Origin of the sequence: Actinobacillus capsulatus DSM 19761 (genome assembly GCF_000374285.1) — a bacterium.
GTDB lineage: Bacteria > Pseudomonadota > Gammaproteobacteria > Enterobacterales > Pasteurellaceae > Actinobacillus > Actinobacillus capsulatus.
On sequence record NZ_KB893931.1, the window covers coordinates 116371 to 136133 of the forward strand.

The 19763-nt window shown below is 37.9% G+C and carries 18 protein-coding genes; 11 read left to right on the top strand and 7 right to left on the bottom strand.

What is annotated here, in order from left to right:
• Window positions 1-38 precede the first annotated feature (38 nt).
• From C228_RS0101940 to rhlB, 7 genes are all read right to left on the bottom strand, one after another.
• The gene (locus C228_RS0101940; RefSeq protein WP_018651028.1) at window positions 39-2039 is read right to left on the bottom strand and encodes an ABC transporter permease; all 2001 of its coding nucleotides are present in this window, start codon (window positions 2037-2039) and stop codon (window positions 39-41) included.
• A gap of 130 nt (window positions 2040-2169) precedes the next feature.
• Window positions 2170-3201: an ABC transporter substrate-binding protein gene (locus tag C228_RS0101945; RefSeq protein ID WP_018651029.1), complete on the bottom strand. Its 1032-nt coding sequence runs from the start codon at window positions 3199-3201 to the stop codon at window positions 2170-2172.
• Window positions 3202-3451: 250 nt separating this feature from the next.
• Window positions 3452-5680: a S8 family peptidase gene (locus C228_RS0101950; protein WP_018651030.1), complete on the bottom strand. Its 2229-nt coding sequence runs from the start codon at window positions 5678-5680 to the stop codon at window positions 3452-3454.
• Window positions 5673-6740: an ATP-binding protein gene (locus tag C228_RS0101955; protein ID WP_018651031.1), complete on the bottom strand. Its 1068-nt coding sequence runs from the start codon at window positions 6738-6740 to the stop codon at window positions 5673-5675. The genes C228_RS0101950 and C228_RS0101955 overlap by 8 nt, the downstream gene beginning before the upstream one ends.
• A gap of 300 nt (window positions 6741-7040) precedes the next feature.
• Complete coding sequence (locus C228_RS0101960) at window positions 7041-8540, bottom strand: helicase HerA-like domain-containing protein (protein ID WP_018651032.1); 1500 nt, start codon at window positions 8538-8540, stop codon at window positions 7041-7043.
• Between the two features lie 50 nt (window positions 8541-8590).
• The gene (locus tag C228_RS0101965) at window positions 8591-9019 is read right to left on the bottom strand and encodes a hypothetical protein (protein ID WP_018651033.1); all 429 of its coding nucleotides are present in this window, start codon (window positions 9017-9019) and stop codon (window positions 8591-8593) included.
• 215 nt (window positions 9020-9234) lie between these two features.
• Window positions 9235-10458, bottom strand: coding sequence for an ATP-dependent RNA helicase RhlB (gene rhlB, locus C228_RS0101970; protein ID WP_018651034.1), 1224 nt, complete (start codon window positions 10456-10458; stop codon window positions 9235-9237).
• Between the two features lie 648 nt (window positions 10459-11106).
• Here rhlB and C228_RS0101975 point away from each other — a divergent pair.
• From C228_RS0101975 to C228_RS0102025, 11 genes are all read left to right on the top strand, one after another.
• On the top strand, window positions 11107-11352 hold the full coding sequence (locus C228_RS0101975) for a Flp family type IVb pilin (protein ID WP_018651035.1): 246 nt from the start codon (window positions 11107-11109) through the stop codon (window positions 11350-11352).
• 34 nt (window positions 11353-11386) lie between these two features.
• The gene (locus C228_RS0101980; RefSeq protein ID WP_018651036.1) at window positions 11387-11578 is read left to right on the top strand and encodes a Flp family type IVb pilin; all 192 of its coding nucleotides are present in this window, start codon (window positions 11387-11389) and stop codon (window positions 11576-11578) included.
• Between the two features lie 39 nt (window positions 11579-11617).
• The gene (locus C228_RS0101985; RefSeq protein ID WP_026313140.1) at window positions 11618-12058 is read left to right on the top strand and encodes an A24 family peptidase; all 441 of its coding nucleotides are present in this window, start codon (window positions 11618-11620) and stop codon (window positions 12056-12058) included.
• 17 nt (window positions 12059-12075) lie between these two features.
• A complete protein-coding gene (locus C228_RS0101990; RefSeq protein WP_018651038.1) occupies window positions 12076-12885 on the top strand; it encodes an SAF domain-containing protein in 810 nt (269 codons plus the stop codon).
• Complete coding sequence (locus C228_RS0101995; protein ID WP_018651039.1) at window positions 12875-14257, top strand: type II and III secretion system protein family protein; 1383 nt, start codon at window positions 12875-12877, stop codon at window positions 14255-14257. Before C228_RS0101990 ends, C228_RS0101995 begins: the two co-directional genes overlap by 11 nt.
• Window positions 14254-14754 carry a hypothetical protein gene (locus C228_RS0102000; protein WP_018651040.1) on the top strand — a complete coding sequence of 167 codons (501 nt, stop codon included), beginning with the start codon at window positions 14254-14256 and terminating at the stop codon, window positions 14752-14754. Before C228_RS0101995 ends, C228_RS0102000 begins: the two co-directional genes overlap by 4 nt.
• Window positions 14755-14870: 116 nt before the next feature.
• Window positions 14871-15998 (top strand): CpaE/TadZ family protein, encoded by a 1128-nt coding sequence (locus C228_RS0102005; RefSeq protein WP_018651041.1) that lies wholly within the window; start codon window positions 14871-14873, stop codon window positions 15996-15998.
• 8 nt (window positions 15999-16006) lie between these two features.
• Window positions 16007-17284 carry a TadA family conjugal transfer-associated ATPase gene (locus tag C228_RS0102010; protein WP_018651042.1) on the top strand — a complete coding sequence of 426 codons (1278 nt, stop codon included), beginning with the start codon at window positions 16007-16009 and terminating at the stop codon, window positions 17282-17284.
• Window positions 17284-18171, top strand: coding sequence for a type II secretion system F family protein (locus C228_RS0102015; RefSeq protein ID WP_018651043.1), 888 nt, complete (start codon window positions 17284-17286; stop codon window positions 18169-18171). The genes C228_RS0102010 and C228_RS0102015 overlap by 1 nt, the downstream gene beginning before the upstream one ends.
• Window positions 18171-19016, top strand: coding sequence for a type II secretion system F family protein (locus C228_RS0102020; protein WP_018651044.1), 846 nt, complete (start codon window positions 18171-18173; stop codon window positions 19014-19016). The genes C228_RS0102015 and C228_RS0102020 overlap by 1 nt, the downstream gene beginning before the upstream one ends.
• On the top strand, window positions 19006-19761 hold the full coding sequence (locus C228_RS0102025) for a tetratricopeptide repeat protein (protein WP_018651045.1): 756 nt from the start codon (window positions 19006-19008) through the stop codon (window positions 19759-19761). Before C228_RS0102020 ends, C228_RS0102025 begins: the two co-directional genes overlap by 11 nt.
• The last annotated feature ends 2 nt before the right edge of the window (window positions 19762-19763 follow it).

Here is a 19763-nt window from a genome sequence, read left to right on the forward strand (position 1 = left end):
AGTAAAAACAACCGCTTGTTAGCAATACACGAAAGAAATTAAAACTGTCGTTGATCTTTCATCAGCCAACCGAATAAGCCGATAATCAGCATCATCACCATAATCAAAGCCGAACCGTATGCCACCGCCAATCCGTAAGCACCGTCTTCCACTCGATTCAGAATATAAGAGGTTGCCACTCTAGTACTCGGTGAAACTAAAAACACGATCGCACTAATTGTGGTCATCGAACGAACAAAACTCGTCACCAATGCCGATAAAAATGCCGGCTTTAATAGTGGTAACGTCACAAACAATAAGGTTTTCAGTGAACTCACTCTTAATGAAAACGAAGCTTCATCGAGTGATTTATCCAATTGCTGCAATGCCGCCATACAGGCTCGCATACCAATCGGCATATTGCGTGTTACCATTGACAATACAATAATCGCCGCCGTGCCGGTGAGATAAAGCGGCGAATGATTAAACGCCACCACATAAGACACACCGGCAACCGTCCCCGGTACGGCAAAACAAAGTAAGGTAACGAATTCCAAGCTTTGCTTGCCGACAAACATACGGCGAGTAAGCAGATAAGCGATCAATAAGCCCAATACCGCACTAATCGGCGCAGCAATCAGAGAAAACAACACGGTTTGAATCAATGACGGAAAACCGCCTTGATCCCATCCTTGCCCAAATAGCTTGCGATAATTTTCTAAGGTAAAGCTATGATCCACGCCCCAATTTACGGTGAAGCTGCCGTAAAAAATCGAACCATACAGCAAAACGGTAAAACCGACCCAAGCGGCAAGTATGCAAAAAATTAGGCTTTTTAGACCGCTTGGTAAAGGCTGGAATGTACCTCGATACCCCTTTCCGGATACCGTGACATAAGACCCTTTACCAATCCACCAATACTGAATCAGAAAAAACAGCAATGAAAAGCCGAGTAAAATCGCACCTAAACCGCTTGCCGCCGCATAATCCAATTGCGTGCCGACAAGGTAAAAATAAATTTGGCTCGCCAAAACATCGAAATTACCACCCAACACAAACGGCGTACTAAAATCGGCAAGTGATTGCACGGTAATCACTAAAAACGAATTGGCTAATGCCGGTTTAAGCAACGGTAATAATGCAAAGCGAAAGGTTTGCAAACTGTTTGCTCGTAACGTATAGCTCGCCTCTTCCAACACCACGTTAGATGACTTTAACGTGCCTTCTAAAATCATAAACGCCATCGGGGTAAGCGCCAAAGTGTGCGAAAGTGCAATCCCTGTAAAGCCATACAGCCAATTTGCACTAAAACCGAAATATTCCACCAAAAAGCCGGTAAGATAACCGGAACGCCCGAGCATTAACGTAATGCCCAAACTCACCACAAAAGGCGGTGTGACCATCGGCAACACCGAAAAGAATTTACTGAGCAAGCGAGTACGTTTGCTTGCCATTCGAGTAGTATAAAGCGCAAAACATAAACCAAGAACAGTGGATAACATGCCCACGGTTGCCGATACACTTAACGAATTCCAAATAATACGTAAAAGATAGCTTTGCTCTAGGATCACAAGCGCATTGCCTTCGCTGAACATCGTGCTAAAAATTGTGGTGATCGGATATAAAATAAAAAGCGCTATTGTCAATACCACAGCTAACAAGCTCACAATCATAAAACGATCGGCTTGTAACACCTTTAAAGTCGCCAACGCATTACTGCTTATCGCTAATAAAGCTAAAGTGAGAAATATAATCGCATAGCCAAAACGATAATTGAGATAGACTGCAGATGATAAGACAAAAAATGTGAGTAACAGCACCAAACCTAATTCAATTCGGCTGCGTAAAGTGAGATCTTTGATGTAACGAAACACTGGAAAAATCAGTAAACCGCCAAACCAAAGCCAACTGATATTAACGTTACTCCAGCCCATTGCCGCAACAAGTTCGCCTTTGCTTGCACCAAATAACCCGTAATCTAATGCCTGCGAGGGCAAATAAGCAAAGGCAAGCAATGCTAATAAGATCCAAAGATAAGAATGAGAAAAACGTTGTAACATAAAGGGTTTGTGCTATTCAAAAAAAGAAACCACGACATAGCGTGGTTTATAAGCGGTTAAATTTAGCCGAAATTTTGCAAATGTTTTTGTAAAAATTGAGGAAAATTCAACCGCTTGTTATCAAAGAAAATTATTTCGCTAATTTAATTTCGGTAAGCCATTTATCAATTAAACGCTTACCTTCCTGACTCGAACCGAATTTATCAAAATCGAAATCCAATAAGTCGAGTTTTTTCAGATCTACCGAACTTGGCGAAGCCTTCGCATTCACATTGGTCGGAATCTGATACACACCATGTTCTCGCCATGGTAATTCTTGCGCTTCCGCACTTAACACGTAATCCATAAATAATTTCGCATTTTCCAAATTACGTGCATTTTTAATAATACTTGCCCCGCCTAACGCATAGCCGACTTTGCCTTCCGGAATCACTGTTTCAACCGGCGCACCTTTTTCCTTTTCCGTGGCATAAGCGTGTACAAAGCCGATACTTGCGCTACTTTCGCCACGAGAAAGATTTGCCGTAACTAAATTACTTTTTACATATTGTGACACATTTTCGTTTAATTTTTTAAGGTACTCAAAGGCTTTTTCTTCACCCAATTTCTGAATAAGTGTTGCCATAATCGTGTAAGTCGTCCCTGAAGATCTGGGATCCGGCAGTTGAATTTCGCCTTTAAATTGCGGATTCAACAAATCTTCCCAGTTTTGTGGTGCTTTCACGCCCAATTTCTGTAACTTCTCACTATTTACCCCGAAGCCCAACACTAACATATAGATAATTGAGGTTTTATCTCCACGTTTTTCCATTAGTGATTTAAATTGCGGCAGAATCTCCGCTTGTTTTGGCGAACGATAACTTTCTAATAAGCCGAGTTCTCCGGCTTGGAAATGCGGCTCAATCGTACCGCCAACCCAAATATCCGCTTGTGGATTGTCTTTTTCCGCTTTAATTTTGCCAAAAATCGTACCGGTACCGCCGTGGATAAACTGCGTTTCAACCTGATATTGCTTCGCAAACTTTTGAGTTAAGTTTTCACACACCTCATTTTGCACCGTACAATAAACGGTTAAACGCCCCTCCGCCTGAGCTGTGTTCGCACTTAATAATGCCGATGTTGTACTTGCGATTAGAGCCAACGTTTTTAGTTTTGCTTTCATTATGCTTATCCTTTTTATTTACAGAAAACAGTGCGTCATTCTCAAGATAAACAGACATGATTTAAAGGGTCAGAAATTAATATTTTAACAGGGTCAGATTTACAAATCATTCAGGAGGATTTTGAAGATACATATTACATAAAGTATAACATATTAATTTATAAAAAGAATTTTTAAATAAAAAGTCGGTAAAGATAGCTAAAATAATCATTACCGACTTTTTATCTTATAGCAAATAATTATACCTTTACTAGTGAAATTCTATTTCTTCATTAACTTTTTCATTAATATCAATTCTATTTTGGATATCAATTATCTTCACTAACCAACCATTTAATGTACAGTTTCTAATAAACTCATCAATTCTATTTATGCCATTCATTTCTTTGAGAGTTACTACTACTCCAAATCTAACACCTATTCCATCTTTTGGGTCTAATCTATTATTAGTTTTCACTTCCATTCCCCAATTCTTATTGTTATAAGAATCTTTAGGAATCATTCTTTTAGTTGCGCTCTCTGCAATATACTTTACATTATCCCATTTTCTAAATTGCTTCCTTGCTTCCCCCTCCAAAAGATAATTTTTTTCTCCATTCAACTCTTCATCTCTATTTTGCTTATCTCCCTTAATATCACTAACTTTATTATCCTTACCAATCCGACCGAAATGAAGGTTAAGTTCAGTATTTGTATAATCTACCCCCTGTGATCTATCACATAATGGGAAATAGCACATCGTTGCCCTTGCAATATATGGATATTTATTATTTTTAAGTGGAACTGGGAAATGATAATTATATGAATTCCATTTTTCACTAATATCGGATACTACAAATTTAATTTCATCATCTTTAGTTTGAATTATATTATTAATATGAATAGGAACAATTCCATGTCCATATAACGCGACCTCTTCAGGGCTTGGCTTTTCATTCCAATTTCTAGCAGAATCAATAATTAGAGCCTTAGCAACTTCTCTATTTAATCCCAATACATCTATTAAATACGACAATTTACGAGCAATCCAAGGTGCTGCAAATGAGGTTCCTGCTACATTTGCCACTCCTAGCGGTTCACAGACCTTAATATATTGCTCCTCACTTCCACCATAATAACTCACATCCGGTTTTGCAAAAAATGATAAAACTAACCCTTTTCTAGAGTACTTGGTTGATAAGCCTCTCTTTGTTACAGAATTTACAACTATACTGTTCACTGAATCTGCAGGAGAGCCTATTTTAACAATTTCTTCACTCGGTTTATTCGTACCCGCAACAACAAATATCACATCATTTTCAAACTGAATATGATCTAAAACAGCCGCTTCGGCTGAAATGAAGTTATCATTAATTTCTTGATTACTACCAAGAGAAATATTCCACACTTTTATATCTGTATTACTTAAAACGATACTCTTAATTTGTTTAATAATAGAAAAAGAAGAAAATTCAGCACCTACGGCTACTCCAAAATGCCTTACTTTAAATCTACCGCACCCATCATCTAACCACGGATTTAATTTTGCTCCATCCACGATAATCGATGATACTGCTGTTCCGTGACGATAGTCATTAGAATTTCTAGGAATGTCTTTTGATACCATTTCATGGTACTCTACCCATTCACTAAAATATACATTACAATCAAATAATGTATCTATAACACCTATAGTAGGTTCTATAGATGGAGAAGGTATTTCCATCATATTATTTTGATATTTATTAATAAAATCATCAGGAGATAATGTGGTCAAATCTACAGTTGCCATAGAAACGAGATAAGGAGCTTTCTCAAAAAGTACTTCTACTTGTTTTTTCTCCAAATATACTGTTTGATTATCTAAAATCCTAGTACTCAAAAGCTCTATACCTAATGCTTCAAATAGTGTTTTTACATCTTCCTTAACGTCATAAAGCGTTATTATACTTTGCTCCAGTTCTATGTTTGGCAGTTCAACTTCAAAAGCATCAATATAAGAAGCATCCGCAATGACTTGTTTAAATCCTGTCATTGGGAGAGACAAACTTTTAAATTTAGTTTTATTAGAAATATTCTCCAAGATCTTCTTGCTTATGTTACCTGAAAATTCCGTTGTTAAAATTTCAGAAGCTTTAGAAAGTTTATCTATACTAGAATTCAAATCTTTTAAATCAAGAAAATAAGTAATTATATGTTTAGTTTTTTCTTTATTAAACTTAACTCCTACAATAGTTTTATTAGAATCTTTACCTTTAAAAATCCCATTTATACGATTACTTTTAGCAATAATTTTATTATAACAAACACTAATTAGAATTCCCTCAAAAGGCTTTAGCTCTTTATCCCAAAATTCTTTAATTTGACGTAGCTGTGATTGAAGCTTTAATAAATGTTCACTTGATACATTTTTTCGGCTATTCATTACAATTCCACCGCCATTGCTAGTTTTTGATGCTTGAATAAAGCGTTTTCCTTTTAATTCTAATACATTATTCATTATCTATTTCCTCTTTATTCAATTTTCTAGATACGGTACTTTTTGACTCACCTTTAAGTTTTTCTATTTCCCTTATCGTAAACCCTTCTTCATGAAGTTGATTTAAGTCTTTCTGATCTAAATTCCCTACTAAAGTATTATACAACCGTCTCAAATAATCATATTCGGATCCAATATCACTAAATGCTAGTGATGTTTTAATAATATTTTTTAATTCACCCGGATAGGGTAATTTTTCTGCAACACACAATATTTTCTTGAAAAGTCTTGTATCCTTTGATGCTCCTTTAAAATTTTTAATAAATGATGAGAAAAAGAATTCGGAAATCTCTATTAAATCATTCTTACTATACCTATTAAAATTAATAACTGCATCAAAACGTCTAATTAACGCTTTATCAAAGTTAGAATATAAATTAGTAGTAGCAATAATCACTATTTCTTTATTAAGATCGGTTAATCTATCCAATTCTCTTAAAATAGTAGATGTCACCCTTCCCATTTCTCTAACATCATTGGAATTAACTCTATCTAGAGCTATTACATCAATTTCATCAAATAGAACTACTATTTTATTAGCGTTTGGAAGCATATTTATTTCTCTAAAAACATTTGTAATGTTTTTATTTGTTTGTCCGAGCTTGCTATCTATTAGATGTCCAAAATCTACTATAAAAAGAGATCTATTAAGTAATCTCGCAACATTCTTAACTGCCTCTGTTTTTCCGCTTCCGGGTAAACCTTCGAACAAAAATTTGTTGATACCTACATTGTGATTTACGGCATTAATTATCCCTTTAATATCCTCCGATATCTCTAGCGGCAAATTAAGAGCATTTAAACTTCTCGTTTCTACTTGTTTTAAAAATTCACTTTCAAAATCGCTGCTCTGCGGAGCATATAGGTTTGATTCAGAGATGAATCCCATAATGTATTCGGATAATTGATAGTCCCCAATACTATCAAAATATCTTGCTATTGTTATTGCTTCATTTCTAAATGCATTTTCATTTCTTTCAACATGATATTTTATCAAGTTCAAAACATTTTGTTTTTTCATTACAACACTCCCCTTGTTCTATGAACTCTACATCATAGCACTACTCGGGACAAAACTCTATATTTATGGGACAATAATTTGCATATTTATAGATAAAAAACAATGTATGTTTCTGATTTTTCAATTACTGAAAGACAAAAAATCTTAACCAAAAAGAAATGCCTTTAACTCATAATAGTTAAAGGCATTTTTATTGAAAATGAACTTTAGTTTTTATATACTTTTTGTACAAAACCAAATATCTCAAAAAACAACCGCTTGTAGCAGCTTGTAGCAGGCAATATCGTTATAAACCAACAACTACTTAGTAATTGCGCCTAAGAGCCCACGCATGATTTGTTTAGAAACTTGGTTAGTCAGCTTTTTCGCTACCGATTTAGTCACTTCACTCACCACTTGCTCAGCGATGGTTTGATCTTTTTTCTTTTTCGTACCGAAAATTGAAGCAATCATACCGCCGAAGAAATTACTGTCTTCTTCCACCTGTTGCGCTTCAGCCTGTTGCTGAGCCGCTTGAGTTTGAGCAACTTGCGCATTCAATAATTCATACGCCGATTCATTATCAACATATTGACTGTAATAAGCATACAAGTCATCTTGTTTCACTAATGTATCACGCTCCGCCGCCGATAACGGGGTTAATTGGCTTTTCGGCGGATAGATATATGCCACTTCCACTGGGGTCGGCATACCTTTTTCGTCTAGCACAGAAATCAACGCTTCACCCACACCCAGTTGAGTAATTGCTTCAACCACGTCCACGCCTTTATTGGCACGGAAGGTTTCCGCCGCTGATTTTACCGCTTTTTGATCACGTGGGGTAAAGGCACGTAGTGCGTGTTGCACACGGTTACCTAACTGACCTAATACCGAATCCGGCAAATCTAACGGGTTTTGCGTCACAAAATACACACCAACCCCTTTCGAACGAATTAAACGCACCACTTGTTCAATTTTGTCCACCAATACTTTTGGCGCACCGTCAAACAATAAATGCGCTTCATCAAAGAACAGCACAAATTTCGGTTTTTCCGGATCACCGACTTCCGGTAGGGTTTCGAACAATTCTGCCATAAACCACAATAAAAACGCACCGTACATACGAGGCGAATTAATTAACTTCTCTGAATTGAGTACGTTAATTACGCCTTTTCCGTCACGAGTTTGCATCCAATCTTGTAGATTTAACGCCGGTTCGCCGAATAAATCAGTTGCACCTTCATTTTCAAGTGCCAATAACGCACGTTGAATCGCACCGACACTTGCCGCCGAAACATTACCGTATTCCACTTGGAATTCTTTAGCATTTTCCGCCACGAATCTAAGTAGCGCACGTAAATCTTTTAAATCAATAAGTAATAAACCACGATCGTCCGCTACACGGAAAACCAAGTTTAATAAGCCTTCTTGCGTTTCGTTTAAATTTAATAAACGAGAAAGCAACATCGGGCCCATTTCCGAAATCGTGGTGCGAAGCGGAATCCCCGTTTCACCGAACACATCCCAATAGGAAACTGGATAACCGCTTAAATAGCTCTCACCGCCTAATTGGAATTGTTCGACACGCTCTGCAATTTTGCCGGATAAACTGCCCGCTTGTGCAAGCCCTGAAAGGTCACCTTTTACATCGACCAAGAAAACCGGTACGCCGTCATCACTGAAGGCTTCTGCAAATTTACGTAACGTGACCGTTTTACCCGTCCCCGTTGCACCAGCGATTAAGCCGTGACGGTTTACCATTTTTGAATTTAATGAAATAATTTGCCCTGTTTTCGTTTGGGCGAGTGCGTATTGTGCCATATTGAATACTCTTAAATAATGACGTTTATCATAAGTTGAACCGCGCCATTTTATGCTTTTTTCACCCCAACTTTAAAGCCTTTTTCCCAATTTTGTTGGAACTGATTGGCGTTGGATAGCATTCCTTTACAATAATTCACACGTTGCTGATACATCGCTTCTTTTTGTGTGGTAAATGAATAACCGACACGATAGCCGTCCAAATACCAATCATCTGCATCCTTGCATTGTGTTGTATTAATTCTTCTATGCGTAACCCTTTGTTTTTCCAAATTTTTTGGCTGTTTTTCTTGTTGAGTATAGGTTAGCGCTTTTGGCTCCGAATAGCCTTTTGTCACTTGTACACCCTGACGTTCTTTCGCTTCGAAAAGCTTACCTAAATTACCTAGATCTTCCAGTACCGTTTCTGTATCAACAGAACCGCAAGCGCTGAGTAAAAAAGGAATAGTGGTAAATAATGTTAATTTTAGTTTTTTCATTTCTACTCCAAAACGTCTATCAAGCACTTGATAGACCCCTTAAACACCACAAAAGTGGTATGACCTCAATAAAAAGCGCACAAATTTACAATAAATTCTGAGATTTGTAAAAGTAATTTTTAAGTATTGCAAGCGGTTAAATTTCAGGATTTTTTTGCAAAAAAGAAGCCTCCGCACAATAGCAACTTGCGGAGGCTTCTGTTGATATAGAAAAATTAACGACGTTTAGCAGCCGAATGTTTTGGGCCGCGAGCCACTCGAGCCGGCTTCGGCAACGCTAATAACGCACTGCCGTCATATTGACTGACCGGAATCGGATGACCGATATACTCTTCAATTGCCAGCAAATTCACTGCGTAACGCTCACAGGCAAAGCTAATCGAATGACCACTCTCGCCGGCACGTCCGGTACGCCCGATACGATGCACATAGTCTTCACGATCATCCGGCAAATCATAGTTAAAGACATGAGTGACTTCCGGAATATGTAAACCACGTGCGGCAACATCAGTTACCACCAAAATATCTAACTGACCTTTAGTAAAGCTATCTAACAGTGCCAGACGTTTTTTCTGTGCAATATCACCGGTTAATAGCCCCACACGGTGACCGTCCGCCACTAAATAGCTCCAAATTTCTTCACACTTATGTTTTGTGTTGGCAAAAATCATACAACGATCCGGCCATTCTTCTTCTAATAAAGTCAGCAACAACGCCATTTTATCTTCATTTGACGGATAAAACAGCTCTTCTTTAATACGATATCCGGTACGTTGCAACGGTTCAATTTCAATATATTGCACATTATTCATATCTTCATAAGCTAACTCTCGTACACGTGGCGAAAGGGTCGCAGAAAAGAGCATCGTTAAGCGCTGCGCCGGTTTCGGGCATTTACGCATTAAATAGCGAATATCTTTAATAAAACCGAGATCAAACATACGATCCGCCTCGTCCAACACTACCACTTGCACTTTATCTAAATTGATCACGCCTTGTTTAACGTAATCAATCACACGTCCGGTCGTCCCGACTAAAATATCTACGCCTTGTTCAATCGCTTGCACTTGCTTGTCATAACCGTCTCCACCGTAAGCTAGCGCAAGTTTTAAGTCGGAATGTTTCACCAATAGCTCGGCATCCGAACCGATTTGCACTGCAAGCTCACGAGTGGGTGCTAAGATTAAAGCACGAGGCTGATTAGTTGCCGTTTGAATATCGTTAGTTAATAAATGATGGAAAGTTGCAACCAAAAATGCCATAGTTTTACCCGTACCGGTTTGCGCCTGTCCGGCAATATCATTGCCAGCTAAAGTAATCGGCAATGTTTTCGCTTGAATAGGCGTACAAAATTCAAATCCTTTACTATCAAGTGCCGCAATTACATTTTCATGAATTGGAAAATCAATAAAACGCTGTTCGGTGAGGTGTTTTGACATCGCAGCTCTCCTTTTGATTGTTCAATTTAAAGCCGTAGCATCAGTGGTAAGCATATCACAGAAGCAAAATATTGAGTAGCAGACGATTATTTCGCCATTAAGATTTCGTTTGATTCCCCCCTTCCCTCATTAAATGCTCATAAATTAGCCCCAAAATAGCTCCCAATATTAACTTACATTCAATTACATAAAATTAAACTAACTAATTATTTAACTTACCATTGAAAATAAAACGCACAAAAAGATTAATTTTTGAACAAACAAACCATTTTCTTTTTTTATACACAACTAATTAGACCAGCTCAAATCAAAACCAAAAGCACGCAATTTGTTTACCTATTCTTAACATTTGCATAACATTTAATTTAAATAATGATTAGTAGAAAAGTAGTTTTCTTCCTAAATTTTGCTGACTTTTGCAAACAAAACCTACTAAAAATCACAAATATTATTTTATGTAACAAAATGTAAACAATTTTATATCATAATTTTAAAATATAAATCATACCTAATATTACATAAATTGAACTTAATGTTTACAATTTACAAAACTGAATTTATTATACGCTCCGCCAATGCATAACGGATTTCATGTATTGGCAAAATCATTTCATTTTTTAATTTTTGATAATAAGGAGTTTATTAAAAATGTTATCAACATTAACCACAAAAGCTTATATCGCTGTAACTGAAGGTATTCGCAACTTTAAACGAAACCAACAAGGTGTAACCGCAATCGAATACGGTTTAATTGCTGTTGCTTTAGCAATTTTAATTATTGCGGTGTTCTATAACGACAGTGGATTTATTGCTAAGCTAAAAGAAAAATTTGATGCACTTACGAAATCTATTGGTAATGTTAACGGTGAATTAAACATAAGCAAAAAGAATTAGTAAGTAAAGTATCTCAAAGCCTTTCGATAATAAAATGAAAAAACCTATAAAGTTTTATCAGCAACAACAAGGCGTAACCGCTCTTGAATACGGCTTAATTGCCTTTGCGATAGCGGTTTGTGTTGTGGCAATTTTATATGGTGAGGCGAGTTTCACGGATGAAACCTTAAAAAAATTTAACCAGCTTGCCGAGTTGGTTAAAACGGCGCTTTTAAGTACGTCTTAAAGGCGCCGGTAAAGGGTATAAACGATAAGGATATCACTTATGACACTCTTTATAACCTTCCTTCTTGCCATAATCATTTGTTTACTGATAACTCTTTGCTGGACAGACTTACGTTATCGGCTTATCAGTAATCGAATCATTATGGCATTATTGTTGGTTATTATTCCCTTTAGCTATTTAATGCACGGCACTCTGTTTTGGCAACCTGCTTTGCTTTGTTTAGCCATCGGTTTCATACTCTTTCTGTTCAACATTATCGGCGCTGGCGATGTGAAATTGTTTGCGGTGTTGATGTTGGCAATTCCATCACATTTTGCAATTTTTTTCCTTTTTTTAACCGCTTGTACGGGTTTGTTGCTCATTATTATCGGCTGGCTGTTTTACCGACAGTCCATCCAAGAAAAAGGACTACCTTACGGTATCGCAATTAGTGTTGGCTTTCTTACCACCCTACTACTTTTTTTAACTATTAAAATTTAAACTTAAGGAAATAACTAATGAACTATAGAGTGCTATTTATCATCTCGACCTTCATTCTCGTTATCGGCTTTGGTGGACTATTTATGCTGCCAAATGCAGAAGATAGCGTTCCTAAAAGTGAAACGGCTGCAGCAAATGCGGAAGCGGCAAAGCAGCCGGAAGTAGCAACCAAAGTCATTACCACCGCAACCTTAAATCGGGATTTAACCAAAGGAACATTAATTCAAGCGGAAGATTATACCCTTTCGGAATTAACTGTGCCGGAAACTAGTCCGTTGCTCAGTTCTGACTTAAAAAGTTTACTTGAAACGGCAACCACACCAACGCTGCAAGGTTTTATCGCTGCCGAAAATATCAAGGCTGGTTCATTGCTACAACCGGAGCTACTGATTACACCGGATGACCCTCGCTTTATTTTGTTTAGCATTAACCCGCATCAAGAAGTTGCCTATCGTGTGTATATTCAAAGCGCCGAGCAATATATTTTAGATTCGGTACGCAGCGGCGACAGCGTTTCGGTGTTTAGCCAACAAACCGATCTCACTCACCGAGAAAGAGACCAAGGCTCTTTAGTAAAACTTGCCGATAACCTTACCGTATTACAGGTAAAAACCTTTACAGCGGAAGAAAATAAAGATTCAAGCGAACAGAAAAAAAATTTCTTAGGCTACATCAGCTTAAAAGTAGACGCCGCAATGCTGAAAGCATTTTATTCACTTGATAAACAAGCCAAATTAATTGTGTTACCAACCGATGCTGGAGCAAAAGCTATTAATCATCGAGGTATGTTTATTCGCCAATTACGAGGAAAAAATAATGCGAACTAATTTATTTCCGAAAACATTGATCTGCTCTGCACTGCTGGGCTTATTTGCATTTTCTCATGCAGCATCGGCAAAAACCTTCACCCTTGAACAGGGGCAAAGCCAGTTAATTAAAACCGATGCCAAAATCGATACTGTGTTTGTTTCTTCACCAGATGTTGCCGATTATGAAATATTAGATGACAACACCTTCATGCTGTATGCCAAAGCGGAAGGGCGTGCCGAAATCGTAGCGTTTGATGTGGACGGCACGCCGTTAACCGAAGATTTCGTTAATGTAAATAATGCTATTAATAATATTGCAGCTGCCAATGCACAAATTCAAACTCGCTTCCCAAACAGTAATCTTTCAGTTAAAAAAATTGGTAAAGCTTATGTTATTGAAGGAAAAGCAAAAAACGCCGCAGAGAGCGAAGAGATCAATCGTATCGTCGGCGAATCACTCGGAGCTGGTAAAAAAGTCGTTGAAGCTAAAGTCGAAGGTTCAGAGGATGCCATTCCTTTCTTAGACAAGTACCAATACGAAGGCATTATTAATAACGCTAACGAAGAAGACGCAACGCAAATTAATGTGAAACTAACCGTCGCAGAAGTGAATAAAACCTTCTCAGACGAAATCGGGATTAATTGGAACAACCTAAGCGGTAACTTTTTCCGCAATTTAAGTGGTGCGGCAATTAGTGGTGGTTTTGGTAGAAGCGGCGGTCAATTAGCATTGGTAAATTCGAATAATTTAAATGTGTTATTAAGCGCTTTAGACAACCAAAACAACGGCAAAATTTTAGCTGAACCGAATATATCAATGCTTTCTGGCGAAACTGCAGATATTTTGGTCGGTGGTGAAGTGCCTTTCGTACAACGAAACAGAGACGGCGAATTAAACGTAATTTATAAAGAATTCGGTATCAAACTTGCCGTAGGTGCGAAAGTGCAAAAAAGCGATCGTATCCGTTTATTGTTATCACAATCGGTCAGCTCCATTGCCGGTAACTATGAAATTGATAATAACCATATCCCGATTTTTAATACTCGCCGTTCAAAATCTACTTTTGAAGTAGGTAACGGTGAAAGCTTTATTATCAGTGGGTTACTTAACAAGCAAGATATTGAAGGGATTAAAAAAGTGCCTTTCTTAGGCGATGTGCCAATTTTAGGTGCATTTTTCCGCAGTGCAAATTCATCTCGTGAGAGTAAAGAATTGGTTGTTGTCGCAACGGTTAACCTTGTAAAACCGGTTGACGGCTCACAAGTGCTTTATCCGACATTTGAAAACACCGGCACAATGGAACGTTTCTTTAACAGTTCATCATTGAAAAACGTTTATCACAAAACATTAACGTCTAACTTCCTAAAAAATGGTGGGTTTATCCAATGAAAAAATTAATCGCAATTTGTACAGGTTTAGGTCTGACACTAACTACCTATGCAATGGCTAGTACAGAATTACCTAAAACCACTCGTCCGGTACAACCGATTCATAGCGAGTTGGTTTCGAATAAATCACTGGTAGTGAAACGTTTTGTATTAGCGAATCAATCAGATGTGGCATTTGAAAACTTAGTGTCAGAAGTGAGACGCCATTCGTCCAGTGATAAAAATAGCCAAGTTATCTACATTATTTCACATGAAACTTCGGCAAAAACATTAGCTAAAAATATTAGCAAGCGTTTAAAAGAATTGCGTGTTAAACCGGCTATCCACATAGAACATTATAAAACGCAAAATAGCCTCTATCCGCTTTATGTAGAAATTCGCCAAATTGCTAAGCGAACTTCGCAATGTAAGGTAGAAACGGCTGAAGATCATATGGGATTCGATTCATATCACGATTGTACACTCAAACATAATAACCAAGTGCAACTTAAATATTAGGACTTCGCGGGATTGTTGCTTTTATATTGTGTACGGAGAGGTCTTTATCTAATCAATATAAGAGAATTTAGCTTGACAACAATCCCTATTCAAATAATAACTAAAAGGATTTAATTATGTTATTGCTCGATCAAGAAGGTCATGGCGGTGAAGGTGTTGATAGCATCCGCAAAATTATTATTATCTCTGAAAAAAATGGCATTAAGAATCATATTGCCCAACATCTTCGTTCTCGCGGACTCGAAAATGTTGAACTGATTCATGCAAACTTTTTTAGTACAGAGAATTTGGCATTTTCCGCTGAAGAAACTTTAGGCGTTATCGTTGATATTCAAAACGAAACCGAGCTTCCCCACATTACCGGTCGTATTCACAGCATTATCCCGCAAAACGTATGGTGTTGTGTGGTTGGGGAAAGCGACTCCATTTCACTTTCGCAAAAGCTATTAGAACAAGGCATACTGTATTTCAACAGTGAAACGCAATTAACCCAAATGGTTGCTCGTATCTTGGGTGGAATGAATATTCCATTAGTGCGCCATACCATCAAGATTTCCGTATTAGGTTGTAAAGGTGGTATCGGGGCAAGTTTTATTAGCTCGCATATTGCACAAGCCATCTCTACCGAGAAAAAAGTGCCTGTGTTGCTGGCACAAGGCTCAAACGGTTCTCAAGATTTAGATTTGCTATTTGATAAAAAGCTGCAAAGTGATGTAGCGGAATACACGGCAAATTTAGATTTATATCGTGGCGTTCCGTTCAGACTAGCTAGCGAGACCTTGAATAAATATAACTTCATTGTTTACGACCAACCGATTTTTAACGTAAACAAAGAAGACTACCTAAGCATATTACAACACAGCAATACTTTTGTATTGGTCGTGGAACGTAAGATTAGCTCTCTACGTGTAGCAAAGCAGTTTTTAGATGAATGTGAGCGAATGAAAGCGAATAGTGGCAGATTAATTCGTACCTTTATCTGTATTTCCGATCATAAACAAGAAACGGCAAAACTGATGGCTACTACAGATATTGAACGCTTATTAAAATGCGAAGTAGATGGGGTGATTCCCTATAACAAGCAGTCCACCAATAAAGATACTGTGTTAACATCCACTTTAAGTCGCCAAGGTAAAAAGGAAATGACAACACTCGCGATGAAAGTCATTGGCATCCTCTCTCGCCAAGCAGCTCAACGTAATAAAAAAGTAGGTGTTTCCTTATTCCAAAAACTCTTTAAATAACGATTATTATGCTAACGAAAGAACAACAAATATTCTTCCGCACTGAATTACTCAGTAATTTAGACGTGGAAAAACTCGATGAAATCCAAAACGAGCGTAATAAATTAATTGAAGAACTTACTCAGTCTCTTTATCGCATTGCTAACAGTAATGCGATTTATCTGACACCGGCTGATGCCACTTATATGGCAGGTTTGGTAGCAGATGAAATTGATGGGTATGGCCCGATACGTGAGTTAATGGAAGATGAAACGGTCAACGATATTTTAGTGAATGGGCCGGATAATATCTGGGTTGAACGTGCCGGTATTCTTGAGAAAACCAACAGAACCTTTATCAATAATGAGCAATTAACCGACATTGCAAAGCGCCTTGTCGCTCGAGTCGGTCGCCGTATTGATGAAGGAATGCCGTTAGTTGACTCTCGTTTACCTGACGGTAGCCGTTTAAACGTGGTTATTCAGCCGATCGCATTGGACGGTACATCGATTTCAATTCGTAAATTCTCCAAATCGAAAAAGTCATTACAAGATTTGGTTAATTTCGGATCAATGACGTTAGATATGGCAAATTTCCTAATTATTGCCGCACGTTCTCGAGTCAATATCATCGTGTCAGGCGGTACGGGGTCAGGTAAAACGACCTTACTTAATGCGCTCTCCAACTATATTTCACCGACTGAACGTGTACTAACGCTGGAAGATACGGCGGAACTGCGTTTGGAACAGCCGCACGTAGTTCGACTGGAAACTCGTTTAGCCGGAGTGGAAAAAACCGGTGAAGTTTCGATGCAAGATTTGGTAATCAATGCGTTACGTATGCGTCCGGAACGTATCATCGTGGGTGAGTGTCGTGGTGCGGAAGCATTCCAAATGTTACAAGCGATGAATACTGGCCATGATGGCTCAATGTCAACCTTGCACGCCAATAGCCCAAGAGATGCAACCGCTCGTTTGGAAAATATGGTGATGATGGCGAATGCTTCCCTACCGCTTGAGGCGATTCGCCGTAATATTTCTTCTGCAGTAAATATTATTATTCAGGCGTCTCGTTTGAATGACGGCTCTCGTAAGGTCACCAATATTACTGAGGTTTTCGGCATGGAAAACGGACAAATTGTCTTACAAGATATTTTCTCGTTCGAGCCTAGTAAATACCGTGATGAGAATAACAAGATTATTGGGAAGTTTATTAATCACGGCTTATTGACGCGTTCAGCGGTTTATCAAAATGCCCAAATGTTTAATTTAAGCAATGAGCTACAAAATATCTTTAAGGAGAAGTAATGGCACTACTCTATTATTTTGTCCTTGCTTTTGGTGCGTTATTGTTAATGTTTACTGCTTCCGCTTGGTTTAAAACGACTAAAAAAATTAATGCGCGTGAAACCAATTTTAGCGAAAAACTCGACAAAACCGCTAAAAAGCTGCAAAAGACGGTTTATTTATGGTTCTATTACTTTACTTCCGGTGACAAAAATAATCTTGTCCGAAATATCATTATCCACTTTTTGATCTTTATCGGCTTGTATTATCTCAATACCCAATTTATTCGCTTTAACAACCAAATTTTTATGGTGGTGGAATTAATTGGCTTTATTTTCGCCGTATGGAAGTTAGGTCAACGCCGCAATAGAAAATTGTTTAACGAGAAGTTCCCCGAAGTGATTCAGGTACTTAACTCCGCTACTTCTTCCGGTATCAGCCTTTTACAAGCGTTAGAACGCTGCGGTAAAGATATTACCGGTCCTATTGGGGAAGAATTCACAATGATTTACAAGCGTTTAGTGCGTGGTGAAGATGCAATGGCGGTCTTTCATGATAGTTTCTCTCGCTATCCTTATAAAGAGTTCTACTTCTTTATTAGCATTATTCGTACCAATCTTTCTCGAGGCGGACAAATGCGTGAGGTGATTTCTCGTTTAGGACGCGCGATTGCGGATTCAAACAAAATGGAACAAAAGAAGAAAGCGATGACTTCGGAAGCAAGAATGTCTGCGGCAATCGTTGCTTGCTTTCCGGTTGCATTCTTATTGTTTATGAAAGTAACCACACCGGAGAACTTTGACTTCGTAGTAAACGATCCTGGCGGTCGAATTATTCTTTATTACGTGATGGGGAGTGAATTACTCGGTATATTTATTATCTGGTGGCTAATGAGGAAATCGACCTAATGAATCTTATTCTATTCTTCCTTGGTATTATCTTCTTCGGCGGTTTCGTTTTAATTGTAGCATTTTCACATAAAAAGAAAATCGACCGTAACAAAGAAATCTTAGAAGGTGTACGCCCGACGGATAATGTCGAAGATAACAGCCAAAAAGGGAAAACCAAACAACAAGTTGAACTGGAATTATTACTTGTTAATAAAAATCCGTTACTTAAATTCCTTGGTTTAGTGGATAAAAATATCAAAGTGAAAATGTTGGTTATCGCCCTACTTACTTTGATTAACTACTTTGTCAGCGAAGATCAAACTACCTTTTTATTAGGTTGTGCCGTGGTGGTAATATTGGCAATTATGTTACCGAGTATCACTATCGGTGCGATTCTGAAAAGTAAGATTAAACGCATTATGAACGATATCCCCGGCTTTATCGATCTGGTTGCGGTTAATGTTCAGACCGGTATTAGTATCGAAGCGGCATTTAAACAAGTGGCAATCGACTTCGAACATTTAAATGCAGACTTAACCTACGTGATTCTACGCATCATGCGTAAAGCGGAACTCACTAGCTTAAGCGCCGCATTACAAGATATGGCAATTTCGCTACCAACCAAAGAAATTCGAATGTTTTGTACGGTAATGCAGCAGAGCCTAAATTTCGGCTCTTCGCTTTATGAGCATTTAACACAACTATCTGCCGATATTCGTGAAATGCAATTACTTGTAATGGAAGAAAAGCTCGGAACACTTTCAGCCAAGATGAGTATTCCACTGATTCTATTCATTATGTTCCCTATTATTATTCTGATTGTTGCACCTGGTGCTATGAGGGTTTTACCACATGTCTTCTAAATTACTTAAAACAATTTTTGTTTCAACCGTATTATTGTCTTTATCTGCTTGTTCAAGTCTTACAACTTCAACCTCTGCAGCACAGAGTGTAGATCAACAAGAAAGACTTTACCAAGATACTAAAAACTATAGTGCGTTAATTTCGTTATACCGTGAACAACTTAAATTAAATCAAGATCCACAACTGCAATATAAACTTGCGAAAAGCTACTACTTAGCCGGTGATAGTAAGTCTTCTCTACTTTATTTAGAACCGTTACGCTTTTCTCAACTCTCATTTAATGATGATGTAGAGTTATTGTATATCCGCAATCAGATTCAAGCCGGTGATTACAATGAAGCGTATTTAGCTGCAAGTGATCTTGTTGCGTTATCACCAAAAAATAGCGAAGCATACAACTTGCGTGGTATTAGCTTGGCGCAGTTAGGCAAATTAGCGGATGCAGAGAAAGACTTGAATAAATCTCGCGAGTTATTTATTCACGACACGATTGCTATCAACAATTTAGCAATGCTAAGTATTTTAAATAATGACTACAAAAATGCGGTAAATCTGTTATTGCCACAATATTTAAACGGTTCAACCGATTCTCGTTTAATTCACAACCTAGTCTTTGCGTTAGTTAAAGCCGGTGACACCGAATATGCATTAGATATTATTCGTAAAGAAAAACTAAATTCGTCACCGGAGGATTTAGTCAACGCATTAAAGAAAACTAAAAAATCACCGATAGTAGGTCACTAATA

Bases quoted from the DNA above. Each gene is read 5' to 3' on its own strand.
- C228_RS0101940 (WP_018651028.1), bottom strand. From the start codon at position 2,039: ATGTTACAACGTTTTTCTCATTCTTATCTTTGGATCTTATTAGCATTG.
- C228_RS0101945 (WP_018651029.1), bottom strand. From the start codon at position 3,201: ATGAAAGCAAAACTAAAAACGTTGGCTCTAATCGCAAGTACAACATCG.
- C228_RS0101950 (WP_018651030.1), bottom strand. From the start codon at position 5,680: ATGAATAATGTATTAGAATTAAAAGGAAAACGCTTTATTCAAGCATCA.
- C228_RS0101955 (WP_018651031.1), bottom strand. From the start codon at position 6,740: ATGAAAAAACAAAATGTTTTGAACTTGATAAAATATCATGTTGAAAGA.
- C228_RS0101960 (WP_018651032.1), bottom strand. From the start codon at position 8,540: ATGGCACAATACGCACTCGCCCAAACGAAAACAGGGCAAATTATTTCA.
- C228_RS0101965 (WP_018651033.1), bottom strand. From the start codon at position 9,019: ATGAAAAAACTAAAATTAACATTATTTACCACTATTCCTTTTTTACTC.
- rhlB (WP_018651034.1), bottom strand. From the start codon at position 10,458: ATGTCAAAACACCTCACCGAACAGCGTTTTATTGATTTTCCAATTCAT.
- C228_RS0101975 (WP_018651035.1), top strand. From the start codon at position 11,107: ATGTTATCAACATTAACCACAAAAGCTTATATCGCTGTAACTGAAGGT.
- C228_RS0101980 (WP_018651036.1), top strand. From the start codon at position 11,387: ATGAAAAAACCTATAAAGTTTTATCAGCAACAACAAGGCGTAACCGCT.
- C228_RS0101985 (WP_026313140.1), top strand. From the start codon at position 11,618: ATGACACTCTTTATAACCTTCCTTCTTGCCATAATCATTTGTTTACTG.
- C228_RS0101990 (WP_018651038.1), top strand. From the start codon at position 12,076: ATGAACTATAGAGTGCTATTTATCATCTCGACCTTCATTCTCGTTATC.
- C228_RS0101995 (WP_018651039.1), top strand. From the start codon at position 12,875: ATGCGAACTAATTTATTTCCGAAAACATTGATCTGCTCTGCACTGCTG.
- C228_RS0102000 (WP_018651040.1), top strand. From the start codon at position 14,254: ATGAAAAAATTAATCGCAATTTGTACAGGTTTAGGTCTGACACTAACT.
- C228_RS0102005 (WP_018651041.1), top strand. From the start codon at position 14,871: ATGTTATTGCTCGATCAAGAAGGTCATGGCGGTGAAGGTGTTGATAGC.
- C228_RS0102010 (WP_018651042.1), top strand. From the start codon at position 16,007: ATGCTAACGAAAGAACAACAAATATTCTTCCGCACTGAATTACTCAGT.
- C228_RS0102015 (WP_018651043.1), top strand. From the start codon at position 17,284: ATGGCACTACTCTATTATTTTGTCCTTGCTTTTGGTGCGTTATTGTTA.
- C228_RS0102020 (WP_018651044.1), top strand. From the start codon at position 18,171: ATGAATCTTATTCTATTCTTCCTTGGTATTATCTTCTTCGGCGGTTTC.
- C228_RS0102025 (WP_018651045.1), top strand. From the start codon at position 19,006: ATGTCTTCTAAATTACTTAAAACAATTTTTGTTTCAACCGTATTATTG.